At 60.5% G+C, this 20,709-nt stretch carries 14 protein-coding genes; 8 read left to right on the top strand and 6 right to left on the bottom strand.

All coding sequences use genetic code 11. From position 1 onward, the window contains the following. Positions 1-172: 172 nt before the first annotated feature. From ABVN21_RS13410 to ABVN21_RS13395, 4 genes are read right to left on the bottom strand one after another with little or no spacing between them, the layout of a single operon-like run. A complete protein-coding gene (locus ABVN21_RS13410; protein ID WP_339555211.1) occupies positions 173-1,621 on the bottom strand; it encodes a curlin in 1,449 nt (482 codons plus the stop codon). Positions 1,622-1,648: 27 nt separating this feature from the next. Further along, the gene (locus ABVN21_RS13405; protein WP_339555212.1) at positions 1,649-2,110 is read right to left on the bottom strand and encodes a curlin; all 462 of its coding nucleotides are present in this window, start codon (positions 2,108-2,110) and stop codon (positions 1,649-1,651) included. A 60-nt stretch (positions 2,111-2,170) separates the two neighbouring features. Beyond that, the gene (locus tag ABVN21_RS13400) at positions 2,171-4,420 is read right to left on the bottom strand and encodes an Ig-like domain-containing protein (RefSeq protein ID WP_339555213.1); all 2,250 of its coding nucleotides are present in this window, start codon (positions 4,418-4,420) and stop codon (positions 2,171-2,173) included. A 35-nt stretch (positions 4,421-4,455) separates the two neighbouring features. Beyond that, positions 4,456-5,811: a hypothetical protein gene (locus ABVN21_RS13395; RefSeq protein WP_339555214.1), complete on the bottom strand. Its 1,356-nt coding sequence runs from the start codon at positions 5,809-5,811 to the stop codon at positions 4,456-4,458. Between the two features lie 292 nt (positions 5,812-6,103). Here ABVN21_RS13395 and ABVN21_RS13390 point away from each other — a divergent pair, with 292 nt between their 5' ends. The 5 genes from ABVN21_RS13390 to ABVN21_RS13370 all read left to right on the top strand — a co-directional run bounded on the left by ABVN21_RS13390 (position 6,104) and on the right by ABVN21_RS13370 (position 14,639). Continuing rightward, entirely contained in the window at positions 6,104-7,552 is a 1,449-nt protein-coding gene (locus ABVN21_RS13390; RefSeq protein ID WP_339555215.1) for a HAMP domain-containing sensor histidine kinase, read from the top strand. Between the two features lie 175 nt (positions 7,553-7,727). Next, the gene (locus ABVN21_RS13385; RefSeq protein WP_339555216.1) at positions 7,728-10,535 is read left to right on the top strand and encodes a multicopper oxidase domain-containing protein; all 2,808 of its coding nucleotides are present in this window, start codon (positions 7,728-7,730) and stop codon (positions 10,533-10,535) included. After that, complete coding sequence (locus ABVN21_RS13380) at positions 10,532-11,644, top strand: SCO family protein (RefSeq protein WP_339555217.1); 1,113 nt, start codon at positions 10,532-10,534, stop codon at positions 11,642-11,644. The genes ABVN21_RS13385 and ABVN21_RS13380 overlap by 4 nt, the downstream gene beginning before the upstream one ends. A gap of 102 nt (positions 11,645-11,746) precedes the next feature. Continuing rightward, positions 11,747-13,240 carry an ATP-binding protein gene (locus ABVN21_RS13375; protein WP_339555218.1) on the top strand — a complete coding sequence of 498 codons (1,494 nt, stop codon included), beginning with the start codon at positions 11,747-11,749 and terminating at the stop codon, positions 13,238-13,240. Continuing rightward, the gene (locus ABVN21_RS13370) at positions 13,209-14,639 is read left to right on the top strand and encodes a sigma-54 dependent transcriptional regulator (protein ID WP_339555219.1); all 1,431 of its coding nucleotides are present in this window, start codon (positions 13,209-13,211) and stop codon (positions 14,637-14,639) included. Before ABVN21_RS13375 ends, ABVN21_RS13370 begins: the two co-directional genes overlap by 32 nt. A 25-nt stretch (positions 14,640-14,664) precedes the next feature. Here ABVN21_RS13370 and ABVN21_RS13365 read toward each other — a convergent pair whose 3' ends face one another. Further along, positions 14,665-15,045, bottom strand: a complete 381-nt coding sequence (locus ABVN21_RS13365; RefSeq protein ID WP_339555220.1) for a hypothetical protein — start codon at positions 15,043-15,045, stop codon at positions 14,665-14,667. 238 nt (positions 15,046-15,283) lie between these two features. Next, entirely contained in the window at positions 15,284-16,078 is a 795-nt protein-coding gene (locus ABVN21_RS13360) for a ChbG/HpnK family deacetylase (protein ID WP_339555221.1), read from the bottom strand. 424 nt (positions 16,079-16,502) lie between these two features. Between ABVN21_RS13360 and ABVN21_RS13355 the strand changes: the two genes are divergently transcribed. The 3 genes from ABVN21_RS13355 to ABVN21_RS13345 are packed head-to-tail and all read left to right on the top strand — an operon-like array spanning position 16,503 to position 20,707. Then, a complete protein-coding gene (locus ABVN21_RS13355) occupies positions 16,503-17,171 on the top strand; it encodes an ABC transporter ATP-binding protein (protein ID WP_339555222.1) in 669 nt (222 codons plus the stop codon). A 1-nt stretch (position 17,172) separates the two neighbouring features. After that, entirely contained in the window at positions 17,173-19,644 is a 2,472-nt protein-coding gene (locus tag ABVN21_RS13350; RefSeq protein ID WP_339555223.1) for an ABC transporter permease, read from the top strand. Then, positions 19,634-20,707, top strand: coding sequence for a lipocalin-like domain-containing protein (locus ABVN21_RS13345; RefSeq protein ID WP_339555224.1), 1,074 nt, complete (start codon positions 19,634-19,636; stop codon positions 20,705-20,707). Before ABVN21_RS13350 ends, ABVN21_RS13345 begins: the two co-directional genes overlap by 11 nt. The last annotated feature ends 2 nt before the right edge of the window (positions 20,708-20,709 follow it).

Here is a 20,709-nt window from a genome sequence, read left to right as displayed (position 1 = left end):
CAAGGGTATCTGTCAGTCCGTCATCGCTGGCAAGCCAGCTCCTACAGGGGACTTGCATTACGGTAACACCACCAATCACCGTGGGAGTTGGCCTGCCAGCGATGACGGCCTTTCAACCGCGCAAAAAAAACCGCGACCCTCCCTCAAGAGCCGCGGTTTACATCCCACGCAATTATTTCTGCAAAACAGTCGCCGAGTTAGCCGTACCAATTTGCTGCACGTTGGCCAATTGAGTCGTGCCGCTTTGATCAACACTGGCAACGTTGCCAGTACCGCCCTGGGTGACGTAGGCCACGTTCATGGTGTCAGCCTGTTTGATGGTGATCATGTTGTCTTCGCCGTAAAGCTGAGTGGTGAAGGCCTGGTTGCCGGTGCCATCCTGGTTGAACTCGGTGCTGTTGCCAGTGCCGTTGCTGCTGCCCTGGGCCAGGTTAGTGGTGCCGCGCTGGTCGGAAATCAGGATGTTGTCGCTGCCGTTCTGGTCGAAGTACAGCTCGTTGTAGCTATTGGCCTGGCTGACGGTGGTTTTGTTGCCGCTGCCGGTCTGACTGGTCGTCATGATGTGGCCAATGCCGTCCTGTTGGAAACTGGCGACGTTGCCTGTGCCGTTCTGGTTGACGGTGGCGCGCTGGTTGCTGCCGAACTGGCCACCCAGTTGCGGGCCTTTCCAGTTGCTGGCGTAGACCTTGTTGTCGCTACCCACCGAGTTGGCGTTGAGCACATGGCTGTCGCCGTTCTGGTAAGTGAAGTGCACGTTGTTCGTGCCCTGTTGGTAGAGCGCGACGGTCGAACCGAGGGACTCGAACTGGTCGGCGTAGATCGCGTTGAGGTCACCGACTTGCAGCACGGTGGCGACGTTGTTTTCGCCGAAGCTCTGGTCGACCACGGTTTCGTTGGTCTCCCCGTATTGGTTGACGGTGGCCTGGCTGGCGAGTTGGGTGTCTTGCCAGACTTCGGTGCCGTTGTTGTCGCCGTACTGGTTGATGGTCAGGTTGCCGCCATTACCGTAGCGCTGGTCGCCATAGGCGTAGTTGGTGCTGCCGGACTGGTTGATGCCGATCTGGCCGCCCATGTGGCTGATCTGTTCAGCGGTGGCGTAGTTGGTGGTGCCGTACTGGATGATCACGGCATTGTTGGCCGCACCCAACTGGATCTGTTCGATATTGGCTTCGTTGCCGTCACCGTACTGGTAGGTTCTGCCGGAGGTGCCATCCTGGCTGTCCTGATAGATAAACGAGAAGTTGCCGTTGCCTTCCTGTTGCTGCAACGCCTCGCCATTGCCGGCGCCGATCGACTGGCTGGCATGGCTGATGTTGAAGCTGCCGCTCTGGGTCTGGGTGATGGTGCTGTTGTCTTCGAACAGTTGCTCGGCGTAACCGGCGTTGTAGTCACCGGACTGGGTCTGGGTAATGGTGCTGGTGGCCGTGTCTTGCACGGCGGCCGCATCGTTGCCCTGGCCGGTTTGTGTCTGGGTGGCGGTACTGAACGGCGCCGCGATCTGCTTCACATTAGCGATGTTGGCCGTACCGTCCTGGTCCTGGTTGGACACGCTGTCGGCAGCCATTGCCTGGGCACTGACAATGACCAGAATGGCGGCGGTGAGGGGCGTCAGTTTGAACATGATGAAACCTCCAAGTGGTGCAGTGCTTTAGCGATATTGGGTGACCGAAACGCTCATGCCATTGCCAGCCTGGGTGACAGCGCTTTGCTGACCCGTGCCGGCCTGGACGATGCTGGCGTCGTTGTTGTTGCCGTTTTGGGAAATCTGCGCGCGGTTATGGCTGCCGGTTTGATTGATCGAAGCGGCGTTGCCGGAACCTTGCTGGTTGATCAATGCCATCAGGTCGCTGCCCTGTTGCAGGATCCAGGCTTCCTGATTACTGCCCGACTGCACGATCTGGCCGAGCAGCGATTGGCCGTTCTGTTGCAACAGCGCAACGTTGGCCTGGCCGTTCTGGTCGATCAGGGCCTGCTGGCCCACCGGAGGTGGCAGCTCGCCGAGGTCGACACTGGGTGCAATGTCATCGTTCTCCATCAAGTCGTCGGCGCGCACGCCGGCGCTGCTGCAGAGCAGAAGCAGGCAAAGCAGGGCGGCGGTCGGCGTGTTCATGGCGTTGTCCTTGAGTTAGAGGCTTGCCCCATCAGCCAACGTGGCGAATGGGGCGAGGGCTCAGTTCGCGATTACCTGCACCGTGCGCACGGTGCCTTGGGACGAGGTGATGGTGGCTGTCGGGTTCGCCGACGGAATCACCGTTGTGCTGTTGCTCACGGTCAGCCTCCAGCGTCCGGTCAGCGGCACCGTGGTGCTACCCAGCGTTACCAGCCCGGTCGGCGTGGTCACCTGAACGGTGATGGTGTTGCCGGTGGTCACCGAAGAAGTACCGCTGACGTCCCAGTTGAAGCGGTTGTTGGAACGGGCCGTCACCGTGGCTGCCGTGACTGCGAAGGTTTCCGCCGCTGGTCGTGGCGAGACTTGCACCGTGACCGTCGCCGGTGTCGTTGCCTGGGCGCCGAAGCTGTCCCGAGGGAAGTAGGTGAAGGTCGTGGTGAAGGCTGTGGTGACCGTTGCCGGTGGGTTGTAGGTCAGGACCGTGCCGTTGCTGGTCACCGAGCCGCGATTGGCCGGTGGTTGTGTGAAGCTGCCAATCGAGAGGGGCACGTTGTTTTCCGGATCGGTGTCGTTGGCCAGCACGGTGATCGGGATCGATACACCCAGGGTCGCAATGCTGTCGGCGACGGCCACCGGAGGCTGGTTAGGCGCCACGGTGATGGTCACGGTCGTCGCAGCGGTTGCGGCCAGGCCTTTGGCGTCTTGAGCCTTGTAGGTGAAGGTCGTCGTCAGTGGAGCATTGACCACCGCTGGCGGGGTGTAGACGACGGCTGTGGTGCCGTTCAACACCACGCTGCCCTGGTTGGCGGCCGGTTGAGTGAGCGCGGTGATGGTCAGTGGGGTGTCGCCGTCCGGGTCTTCGTCGTTGGTCAGCAGGTTGAGGGTGATCGGTACGCCGAAAGTGGTGCTGCCGCTGTCGGCGACGCCAACCGGTGCCTGATTCTCTCCGGTATCCGGTGCCGTACCGACGACCACAACGGCCTCAGTGTCACTGCCGCCGGCCGCGGATTTGATGGTGACGGTGGCCGGTGGTTGTGCCAGATCGGCCACAGTCAGGCGTTGCAGGGTGCCGGATTTCGTCAAGCGTCCGTAGCCCTGGGCGACCATGTCCGGCACCACCACTTCGTCAGACGAGGTGGCTTCAATCAGCAGGCTGTGGTTGCTCCAGTTGTAACGAGCGGTCTGCACTTTCACCACGTCGGTGACTTTGCTCGAAACCGCCGTCGGCCGTGTGGTGTCGCTCGGGTCGGTCGCGGTGAGCACCACCAACGGAGGCACGGTGGAACCCGTCAGACGATGACCGAAGAACTGCCCGGTGTTGTCGCCGAGCATGCTGATCAGGCACGGCGACTTCGGTGGTCCGGCAACCAGTGCCACGGTTTCGCGGAAGCACAGGCTAGAACCGTTGGCCGATTTACCAAACACTTCCACTCGGGTGCTGCTGGTGCCCGGCCCTGAAGAGGTGCGGCGGTAAGTGGCACGGCCGATTTCCACAGGGGTTTGCGCACGGCTGTCGAGGACTTTGCCCGACACGGTAAAGAGGGTGGTAGTGATGGTCCCGGGCGGGCCCTGGACACGCAGGAAGTTGGTGTTGTTGGGGCTGCCGGTGACCGCTTCGGAGAGGTTCGGGTCGCCCACGTAAGTTTCGATCGAGCCGGTGTCCGGGTTCACTTCGGTGTACGGCCCGTTGACGCTGCGCAGGAAGGGGCCGACCTGCCCGGTGAGGGCACCCGCGAAGTTGCCGGGTGCGCCGATGCCGATGTCACGGGTAATGTTGATCGCCCGACGACCCGGAGCAGTGACGTTGACCACCTCAACCCCGTACGGGTGAGTGATGGTGTAAGTCCCGGCGGTGGGCACGTTCACCCGGATACGAATCCGCGCGAAGCTTGCCTGATCGCCGTCGACAGGGTTTTCCGCCGCGAAGGCCGCCTCGATCCCGGCCACGTAGGCGTCGACGCCATAGCCGCCGACATCGGCGATGTTGGTCTCGGCGAGGTACCAGAAAGCTTCCGGCGGCCAGTTATCGGGGAACACCATCGGCTGGGTGTCATCGAAAATCCCTGGCTCCGGGTTCAGGATGCACATGTAGCCGAGCGCGCCAGGAGCACCCGGTGCCCGTGAACTGATAGCCCGCGACTGGCACAGTTCCAGCTTCAGCAAGTTGTTGTCCTGATACCACATGGGGAATTTCCCCGTGGCAAAGGTGTAAGGGCCGGGGTCGACGGCAGCGAGTTGCGCGAATGCGCTGCCGGACAGCGAGAGAGTCAGCCCGAGCGCGTTGAGCGCGAAGCGTGGCCACTTGTTCATGATGCCTCCTGATGCAGATCTGGGCATGAGAGCGTTCATTGCACGATGACCACTTCTTCGGTGTCGCCGCCGCCATTGGCTGACTCCACGTGCACCTTGGCCGGTGGAATCGGCGAAATGCCGGTCGACAGGGATTTCACCGCACCATCGCCACTGAGGGCGCCGATAACGGGACCGGTTTTGGAGGTGCCCGCGGTGGCGGTGAGGACAGGTGGCGACGTTTCATCGCTGGTTGAAGCCACGATCGTGAGTAGTCCGCTATTGAGGCTGTACTCGGCCCGTGAGATCACCACCAGGTCGGTCAGCTCCATGGACAGGCTGGTTGGCGTGCTGCTGGGAATGGCCAGGTGGTTGTCAGCCGTCACTACTACGTTGCTCGGCAACGTCGGGTTGGTGGACGATTGCGCGTACCAGTGGCCGGTGGTGTCGGCTTCGGTCAGGTTCAACACCGGACTGTTGCTGTCCAGGGTCACCGTGGCGGGTGGCGGTGGGGCCATCACGAAAACGTCTTGCTGGGCCACCGGTGCACTGTCCCCGGCCTTGCGTGAGTAAGTGCTGCGTTCGCGGATCATCGGGGTCGGCCGTACCACGGTCGACAACTTGCCGGAGAGGGCCATCACCGTCGTGCGCAAGTCCAGGCCGTTAGGCCCTTCGATGCGAATGAAATTGGTGTTGAAAGGGCTGCCGGTGAAGGCTTCTGACAGGTTCGGATCGCCAACGAATTGTTCGGCCTGACCGGTGACCGGATTGGTTTCGGTGTAGGGGCCGTTGACACTGCGCAGGAAAGGGCCGATGTCACTTTTGAGCGCGCCGTCGTAGGTTTTCGGTGAGCCGATGCCGATGTCCCGAGTCATGTTGATTGCCCGGCGTCCACCGGCGGGAACGTCAAATATGTCGACGCCGTAAGGGTGGGTGATGGTGTAAACGCCAGCGGTGGGCACATCCACCCGAATACGGATACGACCGAAACTGACCTGATCGCCTTCTACCGGGTCTTCAGCGGAGAAGGCTGCTTCCACGGCAGTGACATAGGTCAGGTCGATGCCTCGTGCTGCGTCGACGATTGAGCCGTCGCCGGTGAACCAGAACGCTTCATCAGGAAAATTGGTCGGGAAAACGATGGGCTGCGTGTCGTCGAAAATACCGGGAGCCGGATTCAAAAGGCACATGTAGCTTGGCGCGCCAGGGGCGCTCGGAACCCTGGAACTGACAGCCTTGGACAGACATAAATCGAGCGTCCGTCCATGGGAGTCCTGATACCAGGAAGCGAATCCGCCGTTCTCTGGCAAGTAAGGGCCAGGGTCGACGGCAAACAGTGCTGCCTGGGCAACACCTTGGGCCAGAGCGCTCACGACCAGGGCGATCGTGGTTTTGGACAGTAAAGGGTGCATGAGTATTCCCTCTATCAGAGTACCTGCCCCTTGGGTATGGGTCAGTTGAGAGGGCTTCGGCAACTTCCATACCAACCTGCAAAAAACGCCGGCAAGCGCCCGGAATCAAAGGTGTTTTTGACTCAAGGGCCGCCTATTCCCCAGTTGTGGGACCGGGCCTCTTTCCCCAGCATTGGGGGTGGATGGGGTTAACGAGCGGGTGGGAAATTGATAGGGGCAAAAAAGACCCAATGTCGGGCAAATTGCCAGCAGTGGGCTATAAACCTAAAGGGCATTCCGGGGAACAACGTCGATGACTACGCCGGCCAAAACACTCGCAGCCGACAAGGGTGATATTCGCTTGAGCACGCGCAAACAGCCGTTCAATTTGCTGCGTTGGTTTTCGCTGATCAGCATGGCGGTGATCGGCACAGTGGCGGTGGCATTGGGCTCGGTGTCCACCAGGTTCGTCATCACCGAAAGCGTGCAACGCGATGCCTTGCTGACCTCGCAATTCATCCAGGCGATTGCCTCGGCCGAAGTACGCCACGTTTCAATTCCCAATGTGCGAACCATGGGCGAGTTGCTCGACCCGCGCAAAGACCGGGACTTTCCCGACGTCGACCCCATGGCCCGCGCCAATGCCCGTGGCGAATTCCTCGACCACATCGAACATTTGCCGGACGTGATCCTGGCCAACATCTACGCCCCCGACCGCATGGTGATCTGGTCGACCAATCCGGCACTGATGGGCACCACGATTCATTCCGATGGCGACCTGGATCAGGCTTTCGCTCAGAAGAAGCCTGTGTCGGCCAGCTATCACGATGTCGACAAGAGCCGCATGGAGCAGAAGTTCGTCACCCCGCCGGAATACATCTTTATCGAGAACTACATTCCGTTGTTCGATGCCGATGGCAAGAACGTCACGGCGATGGTCGAGATCTACAAGGAGCCGCAGGACCTGATCAATCGCATGGAGCGTGGCCTGGTGCTGATCTGGCTGGCCACGGCGCTGGGCGGCGGCCTGATTTACCTGGGTCTTTACTGGATCGTGCGCCGTGCGGCGATCCTGTTGGCGCAGCAACAAAAGCAGCTGATCACCAACGAAACCTTTGTCGCCCTAGGCGAGATGTCATCGGCGGTCGCCCACAGCCTGCGCAATCCCTTGGCAACCATTCGTTCAAGTGCCGAACTGGCGCTGGAGTTCGACAGCGGTCCGGCGCACAAGAACATCAATGACATCATCGGCCAGGTCGACCGCATGTCGAAGTGGGTGCGTGAGTTGCTGATGTCCTTGCGCCCACTGAGTGACGAGGCCGAGCCGGTGAACCTGGTGGCCGCGCTGCATGACAGCTTGATGTCCTACGAACATCAGATCGCCAAGGCAAAGGTCACGCTGGTGTTCGAACCCAAGGACACGCCGATGGTGTTGAGCCAACACGTGCAGCTGACGCAAATCCTCAACAGTTTGCTGGCCAATGCTCTCGAGGCCATGGATGACGGCGGTACGCTGACCATTGCCCTGGAGCCGATAAATTCCCACGGCATTTGCCTGATCGTGGGCGATACCGGCAAAGGCATGACTGAGGAACAGCGTTCCATGGCGTTCAGGCCGTTTTTCACCACCAAGCAGGGCGGACTTGGCGTCGGACTGGTACTGGTCAAGCGGATCATGGAGCGTTTTGGCGGCTCGGTGAAGCTCGATAGCCGGGAAGGCGAGGGCACGCGTGTCCGTTTGTCGTTCAGGCTGATTCCCTGACAATGGGTATGAACTTCCCCCGCTAGCGGGTGTCATTCCCCAGTCGTTTCCCCAGGTCATGGCACATTGATGTTGATAAGCCATTGTTTCAGCGGGTATTAACATCTAGTTACAATTTTGGCGAGGTAATTGCAAAACCCCCATCACCCCCTTCACGCATACGAGGCGGCTGGTGATGGACAGAAAAGCGCGGTTTCCCTTCAAGTGGTTCGGCCTGTTGACGCCTCTGAGCGTCCTTTTATCGATGACGCTAAGTACAGGGACGTTGCGCGCCAGCCCAATCGACGATGAGCGACAGCCCGAGCCGACCGATCCTTCGGCTTACTACGACGAGCCGGCCGACAAGGCGGGGGCGTTGAACGCCATCCTGACCATGCCCGAGGCCAACGAAGATTCCTTCGATTTGCCTGATGACACCAAAGGCTCACGGGATACCACGCGAGTGGAAAACGTGCTGCCGCCCACCATGCAGACCAGTTTCAACTACCCCACCAATGGCAAGCCCAGCCCGCTGTTTGGCGCTCAGCCGTTCACTCAACAACTGGTCCTGTTCGAAGAATTCGGGCCGGAAAAACTCGACCCCACCACACCCTCGGCACCCTTGCCGTTTCCTCCGGCGGCCATAGGCCCGTTACCGGCTCAGGACCCCACTAGCGCGGCCCGCAGTGCGCCGCCCGGTCCGGCGCTTGATGCGTTTTTACGCCAGCCGGGGCTGACCCCGTTCCCCAGCCAGTATTCCAATGTGGTGGATCGCAACCCGTGGCAGGCGCAGATCGAGTACTTCCTCAACCGTCATATCGGTTCTTCGGCGGAAGGCCGTCCACCAGGAAAGGGCTGGTCGCATCAGCGCTGGAACGAGTTCTATCCGCAAGCGGCCTACAAAACCGTGCAGACCGGTGCGCGAATCAACGGTGGCCTGCGCGACCCGCTGCAACGGCACGGCTATGCCTTGGGCGAATTCGGCCCCGGTGGTCTCTATCACAATGTCGCCGGTGTGCCGGCAACGGATGGCACCGCCAAGGGCGTCGACACTCGTTTCCACCCGAACATGCCGGTGCAGAACCACAACTCGGTGTGGACTTTCGACGGCACCCTGCCGCCTAAATTGCTGATGGTGCGTTACGGTCAGCCAGTCCTGATGCGTCACTACAACGGCTTGCCGATCGACCCGTCGGCGAACATGGGCTTCGGTCTGCACACCATCAGTACCCATGAACACAACGGTCATGCGCCAGCGGAAAGCGACGGCTATGCCAACGCGTTTTTCTTCCCCGGGCAGTATTACGACTATCGCTGGCCGATCCAGTTGGCCGGTTACGACAGCATCAACACCGACGCCCATGATCCACGCGCGGCATTCCCTTGTGCACCGGGTGAAACCCTGTGGACCAACGACGTCAATCCAAGCCGCAAGACCTGCGAAAACGGCACGATCAAGATTCGCGGCGACTGGCGCGAAACCATGAGCACCCACTGGTTCCACGACCACATGCTCGATTTCACCGCGCAGAACGTCTACAAGGGCAACGCGGCAATGATGAACTACTACAGCGCCCTGGACCGTGGCAACGAATCGGTGAACGACGGCGTCAACCTGCGTTTCCCCAGCGGCAGCGCGTTGCCTTGGGGTAACCGCGACTACGACGTCAACCTGGTGTTCGCCGACAAGGCCTGGGATGCCAACGGTCAGTTGTGGTTCAACCCGTTCAACACCGACGGTTTCATCGGTGACCAGGTACTGGTCAACTGGCAGTGGAAACCGACCCTGGACGTACGTGCCCGCAGCTATCGCTTTCGCATGCTCAACGGTTCGGTGTCGCGTTACTTCAAACTGGCGCTGGTGCGTGAAATCAAGGGCACCAGCGGCGAATTCCAGGGACCCAAAGGATCGGGTGTGTCCTATGCCCGCGTGCCGTTCCACATGATCGCCAACGACGGCAACATCATGGAACACAGCGTGCCTTTCGACGGCACCATGGACCTCGACGCCGACGGCGACAAACAGAACCACAACGCCATCCTGCCGACCCAGGGCATCGCCGAGCGCTTCGACATCATCGTCAACTTCGCGAAAAACGGCATCAAGCCAGGGGACAAGATTTTCTTCGTCAATCTGCTGGTGCATGACGACGGTAAAGGCCCGAAAGAGCCGGTTTCACTGGCCGACGTGCTCTCCGAGAAATACCTGGCGGTGATCAAGCAATCGAGCAAAGGGCCGCAATGGGACAAGGGCGATCCGGCGATTGGCAAAGTATTGCAACTCAACGTCAAGCCTTACACCGGTCAGGACCTGGCGATGGACCCGGCAGCCTACGAGCCGGCCAAACCGGGCAAGGCTGAAGGCCTGGTGATGATCCCGCTGAAGATCCACCGCGACAACGCCGCCGACAAGGCGCTACTGGCCCAGGCTCGCCACCGGACCTTCATCTTCGGCCGTTCCGACGGCACCGATGAAGCACCGTGGACCGTCAAGACCGATGGCGGCTTCGGCTTCCACATGGACCCTCGTCGCTTGAACGCCTCGACCCAGTTGGCCAGCGGTCCCACCGACGCCGGGGCTGCCGGTTTCGGCACCCTGGAAGTGTGGAACATCAAGGCTGGCGGCACGGGCTGGAGCCATCCGGTGCACGTGCACTTCGAGGAAGGGATCATCCTCAGCCGTGGCGGCAAGGCACCACCGGAATGGGAAAAATGGGCACGCAAGGACGTGTACCGCATCGGCTCGGAAAAGGATGGCCTGGACAGCGTCGAGATGGCGATCAACTTCCGCGAATTCGCCGGGACCTACATGGAGCACTGTCACAACACTCAGCATGAGGACAACTCGATGCTGCTGCGTTGGGACATTGAGAAGCCCGGGCAATTCCAGCTGATGCCGACACCACTGCCGAGCTGGGATGGCGTGCGCTACGTGAACTCCGCCGCGCTGCCAACCTTCCGCACTGGCGATGGATTCGGTCCGAAAGTGACTGTCAAACAATGAACCGGGAGGGTGTCGACATGAAGTTGCATACACCACGCTCACGCGCTCTGGGCATGCACCTGGTACTGATATTGGTGACCAGCGTATTGGCCAGCCGGCTGCTGGTTGCCAATCAGGTGCCATCGACACCCGCTCCGGTATCGGCTCCTGTTTCAGAGTCTGCCACCCCGTGGGGTGGCGACTATTTCCCCAACACGTTGCTGACCGATCAAAACGGCCGGCAGGTGCGTTTTTTCGATGACCTGATCAAGGGCAAAGTGGTGGTGATCAATTTCATCTTCACGTCCTGCAGCGACTCCTGCCCGCTGGAAACCGCGCGCCTGCGCCAGGTGCAGAAGTTGCTCGGCGATCGGGTCGGCAAGGACATCTTTTTCTACTCCATCAGCATCGATCCCTTGAGCGATACGCCCGAAGTGCTCAAGGCCTATGCGCAACGTTTCCAGGTCGGGCCGGGCTGGCAATTTCTTACCGGGGAATTCGCCGATGTCACCGAGTTGCGACAAAAACTCGGGCTGTTCATCGAAGGCGTCGACAACGGCCGCAGCAAGGACCACAACCTGAGCCTGATCGTCGGCAACCAGCAAACGGGGCGCTGGATGAAAGCCTCGCCTTTCGAGAACCCCTGGATACTCGCTGATCAATTGGCAAACACCTTGCATAACTGGAAACAACCGAGCATTGGCGAAAGCTATGCCAATGCTCCGGAAATTCGCCCACCGAGCAATGGCGAAGAATTGTTTCGCACCCGTTGCGCGTCGTGCCACAGCCTCGGTCCGCAGGACGGGCAGGGCATCGGCATGCGCAGCATCGGCCCGGACCTGATTGGCGTGACCCGCCAGCGTGATCCGGCCTGGCTCAGCCGCTGGATTCAGGAGCCGGATCGCATGCTCGCGGAAAAAGACCCGATTGCCATGGAGATGTTCGAGCGTTTCAACAAGATACCGATGCCCAACCTGCGCATGGATGAGCACTCCGCGCAGTCGATCATCGACTACTTGCAGGCCGAAACTGACCGCCAGCATCCACCGGTAGCGCCGTTGGCCGACGGCACCGAAGAACCTGAACACCATCACGCAATCGCGGCGCCGAACACGACTCAGGTGCAATAGTGGCGAAATACTTTCATTGGTCCGTCCGTCGCGAACAATGCCACCTACACTGATCGGAAACACGGCTGAAAAGGCTAGATCACCAGCATCCAGGACAATGTCATGCAGACACTGGAACAACAAAAAATACCTGCGCCGACGACAACGGCAGCAGAGAGCAAGGGGTGGCGTCCGCCGTTCAATCTTGTGCGCTGGTTTTCCCTGGCGAGTTTTTTCATCATCGCCGGTGTGGCATTGGGGCTGGGCTACATCTCCACGCGTTTCGTGGTGGAAGAAAGTATCGAGCGCGACTCGATGCTGACCGCACAATTTGTTCAAGCCATCGGCGATGCGGAAATTCGCCATGCTTCGATTAGCCCGAAAAGAACCATGGGTGAAATGCTCGACCCGCGCGAAGACAACGCTTATCCAGATGTCGATCCAGCGGCCCGAGCCGCTTCACGTATCGAGTTTCTCGACCATGTCGAGCACCTGCCGGACATTCTCCTGGCCACGGTGTACGCCCTTGATCGCACCGTGGTCTGGTCAACCAACCCCGAATTGATCGGCGTGCGCATCAAGGATGACGACGAGCTGGACGAGTCCTTCGAAATGAAAGAAGCGGTGTCCACCAGCTATCACGAAATCGATGAGGAACGCCCCGAGCAACGGCTGCTGCGCGAACCGCAATACCTGTTCATCGAGAACTACATCCCGATGTTCAACGCCGACAAAAGCAAAGTGATTGCCATGGTGGAAATCTACAAGGAGCCGGCGGATCTGGTGGAACGCATCCAGCGCGGCTTCAAGGCGATCTGGCTGGCAACCCTGCTCGGCGGCGCGGCGATTTACCTGGGGCTGTTCTGGATTGTGCGACGCGCAGCGATGTTGTTGCAGAGTCAGCAGAAACAACTGATCGCCAACGAGACGTTCGTGGCCCTCGGGGAAATGTCCTCGGCGGTCGCCCACAGCCTGCGCAATCCATTGGCGAATATCCGTTCCAGTGCCGAGCTGGCCCAGGAGATCGCCAGCCAGACCGCGCAGAAGAACATCGGCGACATCATCAGTCAGGTCGACCGCATGTCGCGGTGGGTTCGCGAATTGCTGGTGTCGTTGCGGCCGGTGAATGACGACTCTGAAACGGTGGAACTGGTATTGGCCATCGACGACACCCTGAGTGCCTTCGAGCCGCTGATCAAGCGTTCGAACGTCGAAGTGCGATTCACTCCCAAAAGCGTACCGCCGGTCGTCAGCCAACAGGTGCTGCTCACGCAAATTCTCAATAGCCTGTTTGCCAATGCCCTGGAAGCCATGCCCAAGGGCGGCGTGTTGAGTATCGATCTCGAATCGCCGACGCCAGGCCAGGTTTGCATGATTCTCAATGACACCGGCAAGGGCATGACCAAGCAGCAGCAACAGATGGTCTTCAAGCCGTTTTTCACCACCAAACAAGGAGGGTTGGGCGTCGGCCTGGCCCTGGTCAAAAGAATAATGGAGCGTTTCGAAGGTTCGGTTGAACTGACCAGCCAAGAGCAGGAAGGAACCCGCGTCAGTCTCAATTTTAAAGTGGCAACGGGAGGGGAATATGGAATACAGCATTCTACTGGTCGAGGATGATGAACTCCTCGCCGAGAATATTCAGACCTACCTGGAGCGCAAAGACTTCGAGGTGACGGTCTGCCACTCGGCTGAAGACGCACTGGAGCAATTGGTGACTTTCGTTCCTGACGTGGTGCTGACCGACAACTCGTTGCCGGGCATGAGTGGCCACGACCTGATCCAGAAGCTGCGCATCAGCGCGCCGGATCTGAAAGTGATCATGATGACCGGCTACGGCAACGTCGAAGACGCCGTGGTGGCGATGAAGGAAGGCGCATTCCATTACGTGACCAAACCGGTGGCCTTGCCGGAGCTCAAGCTGCTCCTGGACAAGGCCCTGGCCACCGACCGGATGGAACGCACGCTGTCGTTCTATCAGGAACGCGAAGCGCAGAAATCGGGAGTGCAGGCATTGATCGGCGAATCAGCACCAATGCTTTACCTCAAAGGCACCATCGCCCAGTTGCTCGATGCCGAGCGGCGCATGGCCAACACCGACCTGCCGCCGGTGCTGGTGGAAGGCGAAACCGGCACCGGCAAGGAACTGGTGGCCCGGGCGCTGCACTTCGATGGTCCGCGTGCCAAAGGCCCGTTCATTGAATTCAACTGCGCGTCGATTCCGTCGAATCTGGTGGAGTCAGAGCTGTTCGGTCACGAGAAGGGCGCCTTCACCGACGCCAAGGATCGCCGCACCGGTCTGGTGGAAGCGGCCGATGGCGGCACGTTGTTTCTCGATGAAGTGGGTGAAATGGACCTGCTGCTGCAAGCCAAACTGCTGAAGCTGCTGGAAGACCGGACCATTCGCCGGGTCGGCTCGGTGAAGGAGCGCAAGGTCAATTTGCGGGTGATCAGTGCCACCAACTGCAACCTCGAGCAAATGGTCCAGCAGGGCAAGTTCCGCCGCGATCTGTTTTTCCGCCTGCGCATCATTTCGATCAAGGTGCCGCGCCTGTATGCCCGGGGCGACGATGTGCTGCTGCTGGCCCGACACTTCCTGGCGACCCATGGCAAACGTTATGGCAAGCCGAACCTGCATTTCAGCGATCAGGCTGAAGAATTGCTGCTCAGCTACAGCTGGCCGGGCAATGTGCGTGAGCTGCGCAACATGCTGGAACAAACCGTGCTGTTGGCGCAAACCGACACCATCGCCGCCCATCAGTTGAACGTCTGCATGAGTCTGGTGGATGAGCCGCCGCTGTTTCAGCACGAGCCAGCCCCCAGCGAGCCGCGCCCGACCTACAACGGCAACGAGTCGATGAATCTGCCGGAAGTCGAACGCGACATGGTGCGCAAGATGCTCGACAAAACCGACTGGAACGTTACCAAGTCCGCACGACTGCTGGGTCTGAGCCGCGACATGCTGCGCTACCGGATCGAAAAACTCGGCCTCGCACGGCCGGACAAACGACAGTGGTAGTGGGCCGCCAGCCAGCACGACGTTGTTACAAGGCCGGGTCGGGAGCGCTGCGACAGGCCTGCATGCAGGTAGGGTCGACGACCTCCTGGTTCACGTAGACCCCGCGTTCCGGGTCGTAGAAGCGGATGAACACGCGAATGGTGGCATCTGCCACCGTCGGCAACTGGGAGTCAGAGAACACGTGCTCGCTTGAAACCGGAATGAAGTCCCCGGGCGACGTCGGGATATACGCCCCTGGCGGCACGGTGTTGATCGAGGGCGGCGAGGGGTGAGCGAAGGGTTGGTCTGCCCCGTAGTAATGGAACTCGGTGTTTGATTGATCGGTTTGCATCGGGCTGTCGTCCGCCTGGGCGCAGGCGGCGCACAGGCTGAGGGCAAGCAATAGCGTCTGTACGGCTTTGTTCATGGCAACACCTGCGACGTCGGTTTTCGCGCATTTCCCCAAGGTGATTAACTATAGCGCTCCGGTGGGCGAGCGTTGGTTGGGTGCGGATTACAAGATCGCAACAGCCCCCGAAAAGGAGCGCTGTGTGATGTGTTGCGCCGACTGACGCCATCGCGAGCAGGCTCGCTTCCACAAGGGATCTTCGATAGGGATCAACTGTAGGAGCGAGCCTGCTCGCGATGGCGGCGTCCCTGAGGCTTTACTCCAAAGCGGTCGCCGTACTACGACTGACAACATTACCCGCCACTCCACACGCAACCCTCGGCACCCCTGGCAATCGCTGTTCCAGCAACGCGCTCAAAGACTCTCCCTGATCCAGATAAGCATCGCCAAAATCAGCGCCGAGTTGATTGGGGTGGGCGACGATTTCCAGAATGCCGTCGCAGGGTGGCGCGGCGTGGCGCAGGTCTTGCGGGGTGCAGACGTAGTCGGCGGTGGCGCCCGCCAGGCTGTTCAATCGACGATTGAGCAACTCCTTGAGGGCGCGTTTTGGCAGGCTCAGGTTTTGCCCCAGATTGCGCGCCAGCCGCACTGGAATGCCTTGGCGGGCGGCGAAGCGCGCGACGATTTCACCGATGGGCCAGATGTTGTGCACCTGTTGATGGGAGTCCAGGTGGCTGGGGCGCAGGCCGTTGTCCAGGCAGCGTTGCCATTGGGCTTCGAGTTCTTCCGTGACTGCTTGACGATCCTCGTGACTTAACCAGAAGCGCCGGCGGGACAAGTTAAAGTCGAATGCGCCGGCAACGTCGCAGAAGGTCCGGCGCGTGAGAATGCGCCGGCTCAACGGGCGGCCACTGCTGAGGTTGAAGTGCAGGCCGATGCGCCCCTCCAGCAACGGATGCAGTGCCAGTGAACACGCCGCGTCGAAGGCCGGCATGTTGGCCATGATGGTAGCGGAACTGATGATCCCGGCCTGGAATGCTCCCAGAATCACCGCGTTTTCACCGGCGCTGAGGCCAAAATCGTCAGCGTTGACTATGACTTTGTGAGGCATATTCGTCCCCCATGAGTGTTGGATGGTCGCCGTCGCTGTGCAGTGGGATGGATCAGAAATGAGACTGTCAGAAGGGTATAGACCAGCGTCAGGAAACCGGGTCTGTGCCGAGAGCTGGCATTTCGATATGAAATAGGGGCAGGTTGCCATCAAGCTCTCGTCGCGTCTGGTTTTGCGCTGATTTTGCGGCTGTATAAAGACATTCAATAAACCGATAAACGGTCAAAAAGCCTTGAAATACAAGGTGTTCAGAAGCACTGAGTGTCAGAAACAAGACGATTTATTTTTGACGGTTTTCGCGTCATGTAGGGTCAAGACTGCTGGCGGTCGTTCCCACTGGGTCCGGCACGCCCCGTTGCACACAACGGACAAAAAACATACCAGCCCGCTATCCTTGGCCCACGCTCATCAAACGGGTTCTCCCATGCTTGAAGTCCAGGGTGTCTTCAAAAGCTACGCCACCCCGCAAGGCCCATTGCCGGTCCTGCAAGGTGTCGACCTGACCCTCAAACCCGGCAGCAGCCTGGCGTTGATGGGTGAATCTGGCAGCGGCAAGAGCACCTTGTTGCATCTGATCGCCGGGCTGGACAAGGTCGATCGCGGCAGCATCCGCAGCGGTTTACATCGGCTGGAGCAGATGAACGAGGGGCAACTGGCGAGTTGGCGGCGTACCGAGATCGGCCTGGTGTTCCAGCAGTTCAACCTGATCGGCAGCTTGCGGGTGGAGGACAACCTGGCGTTTCAGGCACGCCTGGCCGGGCGCCATGATCCGCGTTGGCAGGCGCATTTGGTGCAGCGCTTGGGATTGGCTGATTTGCTGCGGCGCTATCCCGAACAACTTTCCGGCGGTCAGCAACAACGGGTCGCGTTGGGCCGGGCCCTTGCGTCGCAACCTAAGCTGCTACTGGCCGACGAGCCCACCGGCAGCCTCGATGAAGCCACCAGCGACGAAGTGCTGAAGTTGCTGCTAGAGCTTCTGGACGACAGCGCCACCACCCTGTTGATGGTCACCCACAGCCCCGGCGTTGCGGCACGCCTGGCGGAAAAAGTGGTGCTGCACGGTGGGCGTCTGGCTGATGTGGACGCGCACTGAGATGCGCATTTTTCGCGAGACATTGCGTGCGCTGCTCAGCCATTGGCGGCAGCACCCGGTGCAGTTTTTCAGCGTGCTGACCGGGTTGTGGCTGGCCACCAGTCTGCTGACCGGCGTGCAAGCGCTGAACAGTCAGGCGCGGGACAGTTATGCCCGGGCCAGCCAGTTGATCGGCGGTGAACCCCAAGCCAGCCTCAGTGCAGCCAATGGCGGGACCTTTCCACAACAATGGTTTGTCGACCTGCGCCGCTTAGGCTGGCCGGTGTCGCCGGTGTTGCAGGGGCGGGTCACGCTCAAGGGGCATGAAGACCAGCGGTTGCAACTGATGGGCATCGAGCCGGTGTCGTTGCCGACCGGTGCCGAAGTGGCCGGGCGGGCGTTGGAAATCGAGCAGGTCGTCGAGTTTTTCACCCCGCCGGGCAGCACCTGGATTTCGCCGCAGACTTTGCAGATGCTGGAGCTAAAGGAGGGTGACCGACCACAGGCATTGAACGGTCAGGCATTGCCACCGCTGCGCGTCCAAGCGGACATGGCACCGGGCGTGTTATTGGTGGACATCGGTTTCGCCCAACCGATTCTCGGCCTGCCGGATCAGTTGTCGCGTCTGTTATTGCCCAAGGATTTCGCCGCAACATTGCCCGATACGTTCAAGGGACAACTCCAGCTCAAGAGCAGTGGTGAAGAAAACAATCTGTCGCGCCTGACCGAGAGCTTTCACCTGAACCTTGATGCCTTGGGATTTTTGTCGTTCGTGGTCGGCCTGTTCATCGTTCATGCCGCGATTGGGTTGGCGCTGGAACAGCGTCGAGGCTTGCTCCGAACCCTGCGCGCCTGTGGCGTCAGTGCGCGGATGCTGATTACCTGTCTCGCCGTCGAACTGGGGGCGCTGGCCTTGATCGGTGGAGTGGCCGGTGTTGTCAGCGGGTATCTACTCGCCAGCGTGTTGCTGCCGGATGTCGCCGCCAGCCTGCGCGGCTTATACGGCGCCGAAGTGGCGGGGCGGTTGAGCCTGAGCCCGCTGTGGTGGCTCAGCGGCGTCGGCCTGAGCCTGCTCGGCGCCTTGCTCGCGGGCGCCAACAGTTTGTGGCGGGCGGCGCGTTTGCCTTTGCTGGCCTTGGCTGATCCCCAAGCCTGGCATCAGGCTCATGCGCGCTGGCTACGGCGCCAGGGTTGGGTGGCTGCATTTGCCTTGGGCATTGCGTTGCTGGCGTTGCTGCGCGGTGACAGCCTGGCCAGTGGTTTCGTGCTGATGGCCGCGCTGTTGCTGGGTAGCGCGCTGGCGTTGCCGGTGGTGCTCGATGCCGTGCTCAACGTGCTGCCGAGTCGCAATCATTCGGTGCTCGGCCAATGGTTTCTCGCGGATTGTCGCCAACAACTTCCGGCCCTGAGCCTGGCACTCATGGCGCTGTTGTTGGCATTGGCGGCCAACATCGGCGCCGGTAGCATGACCGCCGGTTTCCGCCAGACGTTCAGCAACTGGCTTGAACAGCGGCTGACCGCCGAGCTTTACCTCAACCCACAAAACCCGGCTCAGGCTCGGGAGATGTACGACTGGCTTAAACAACAACCGCAGCCCACGGCGGTGTTGCCCAACTGGCAGGTCGCCATTCAGTTGCAAGGCTGGCCGGCGGATGTCTTTGGCGTGATCGATCACCCGACCTATCGCCAGCATTGGCCGTTGCTCGAAGCGCTGGGTGATAAGCCCTGGGATCGCCTGGCCACGGACGACGCGGTGATGCTCAGCGAACAACTGGCGCGGCGCTTGAAAGTGAAGCTCGACGATCACCTGACGATTGCCACGCCCAATGGCCCATGGTCGCCGCGCATCGTCGGGATTTACGCCGACTACGGCAATCCGAAGGGCCACCTGCTGGTCAACGTCAATCACTTGCTGCGCGGCTGGCCGCAACTGACGCCCAACCGCTTCAACCTGCGCATCGAGCCGGTCCTGATCGCCCCGTTCGTGAGCGAGTTGCAGGCACGCTTCGCGCTGGAAGACAGTCGCATCGTCGATCAGGCCCGGCTCAAGGGTTGGTCGACGCAAGTGTTCGAACGCACCTTCGCCGCCACTGCCGCGCTCAATAGCCTGACCCTGTGTGTGGCGGGCGTGGCGTTGTTCATCAGCCTGCTGACGCAAAGCCAGAGTCGGCTCGGGCAACTGGCGCCGTTGTGGGCGCTGGGCGTGACGCGTCGGCAACTGATGCTGCTCAACCTGGGGCAAACCTGGCTGCTGGCGGTGTTGACGCTGGTGCTGGCGTTGCCGCTGGGTATCGCGCTGGCGTGGTGCCTGGACTCGGTGATCAACGTCCAGGCGTTCGGCTGGCGCCTGCCGTTGCGGGTGTTTGCGCTGCAATTGCTGCAGTTGATGGGGTTGGCGTTGCTGGCGACGTTGCTGGCGTCGGCGTGGCCGTTGTATTCGCTGTATCGCACGCAACCGGCAGACCTGCTGAGGACGTTTGCCCATGAGGATTAAGCTCGGGGTCTGTCTGGTGCTGGCGTTGCTCGGCGGTTGTGAGCAATCGACCCCGGATGAAAAGGGCTTCGCCGGCCTGGGCAATCAAGCTGCCGCGTTTACGCCGGTGGTGGCGGGGCGCGTATTTGATTTTCCGGCGGACCACGGCGCTCATGACGGCTTTCGCATCGAATGGTGGTACGTCACCGCCAACCTCAAGGATGAGCATGGCCGCGAGTTCGGCGCACAGTGGACGTTGTTTCGCAGTGCCTTGAAAGCAACACCGGAGGAGGCAGGCTGGAGCAATCAGACGATCTGGCTGGGCCACGCGGCGGTGACGTCGGATGCGGTGCATCACGGTGCTGAGCGTTATTCCCGAGGCGGTGTCGGACAGGCCGGCGTGAACCTGACGCCGTTCAATGCGTGGATCGACGACTGGCGTTTCAGTAGTCAGGCCACGGGAGCTGATCCTCTCGCCGACCTGCAACTCAGTGCCCGCGACAAGGCGTTCAGCTACCAATTGCGGCTGACGTCGAATCGGCCGCTGGTGCTGCAAGGGGACAAGGGTTTCAGTCAGAAATCCGAACAAGGCCAGGCGTCGTACTACTACAGCCAGCCTTTTTTTCAGGCCAGTGGCACGCTTGAAATTGACGGCAAGCGGTTTCAAGTCAGTGGCCCCGCGTGGCTTGACCGTGAATGGAGCAGTCAACCGCTGACCGCAAACCAGAGCGGTTGGGACTGGTTTTCCCTGCACCTGGACAGCGGCGAACAGGTGATGCTCTATCGCATGCGGCAAAAGGACGGCGCACCCTACCTGACGGGAACGTGGATCGACGCCCAGGGCCAGACGCAACTGCTGAAGGCCGGCGATATCCGCCTCACTCCCCAGGACACCGCGAAGGTGGCCGGGCGTTCGATGCCGGTGCGTTGGTCGATCCAGATACCCGGAAAACACCTCGATATCGTCATCAACGCCCTCAATCCCAATGCCTGGATGGATTTGCGCATTCCCTATTGGGAAGGGCCGGTGCGTTTGAGCGGCAGCCATGGCGGGCAGGGGTATCTGGAAATGACTGGGTATTGATT

It is taken from the genome of Pseudomonas sp. MYb327 (assembly GCF_040438925.1).
Taxonomy (GTDB): Bacteria; Pseudomonadota; Gammaproteobacteria; order Pseudomonadales; family Pseudomonadaceae; genus Aquipseudomonas.
The sequence above is the reverse complement of the archived record's forward strand: the minus strand, read 5'-3'. Positions and strand labels throughout refer to the sequence as shown.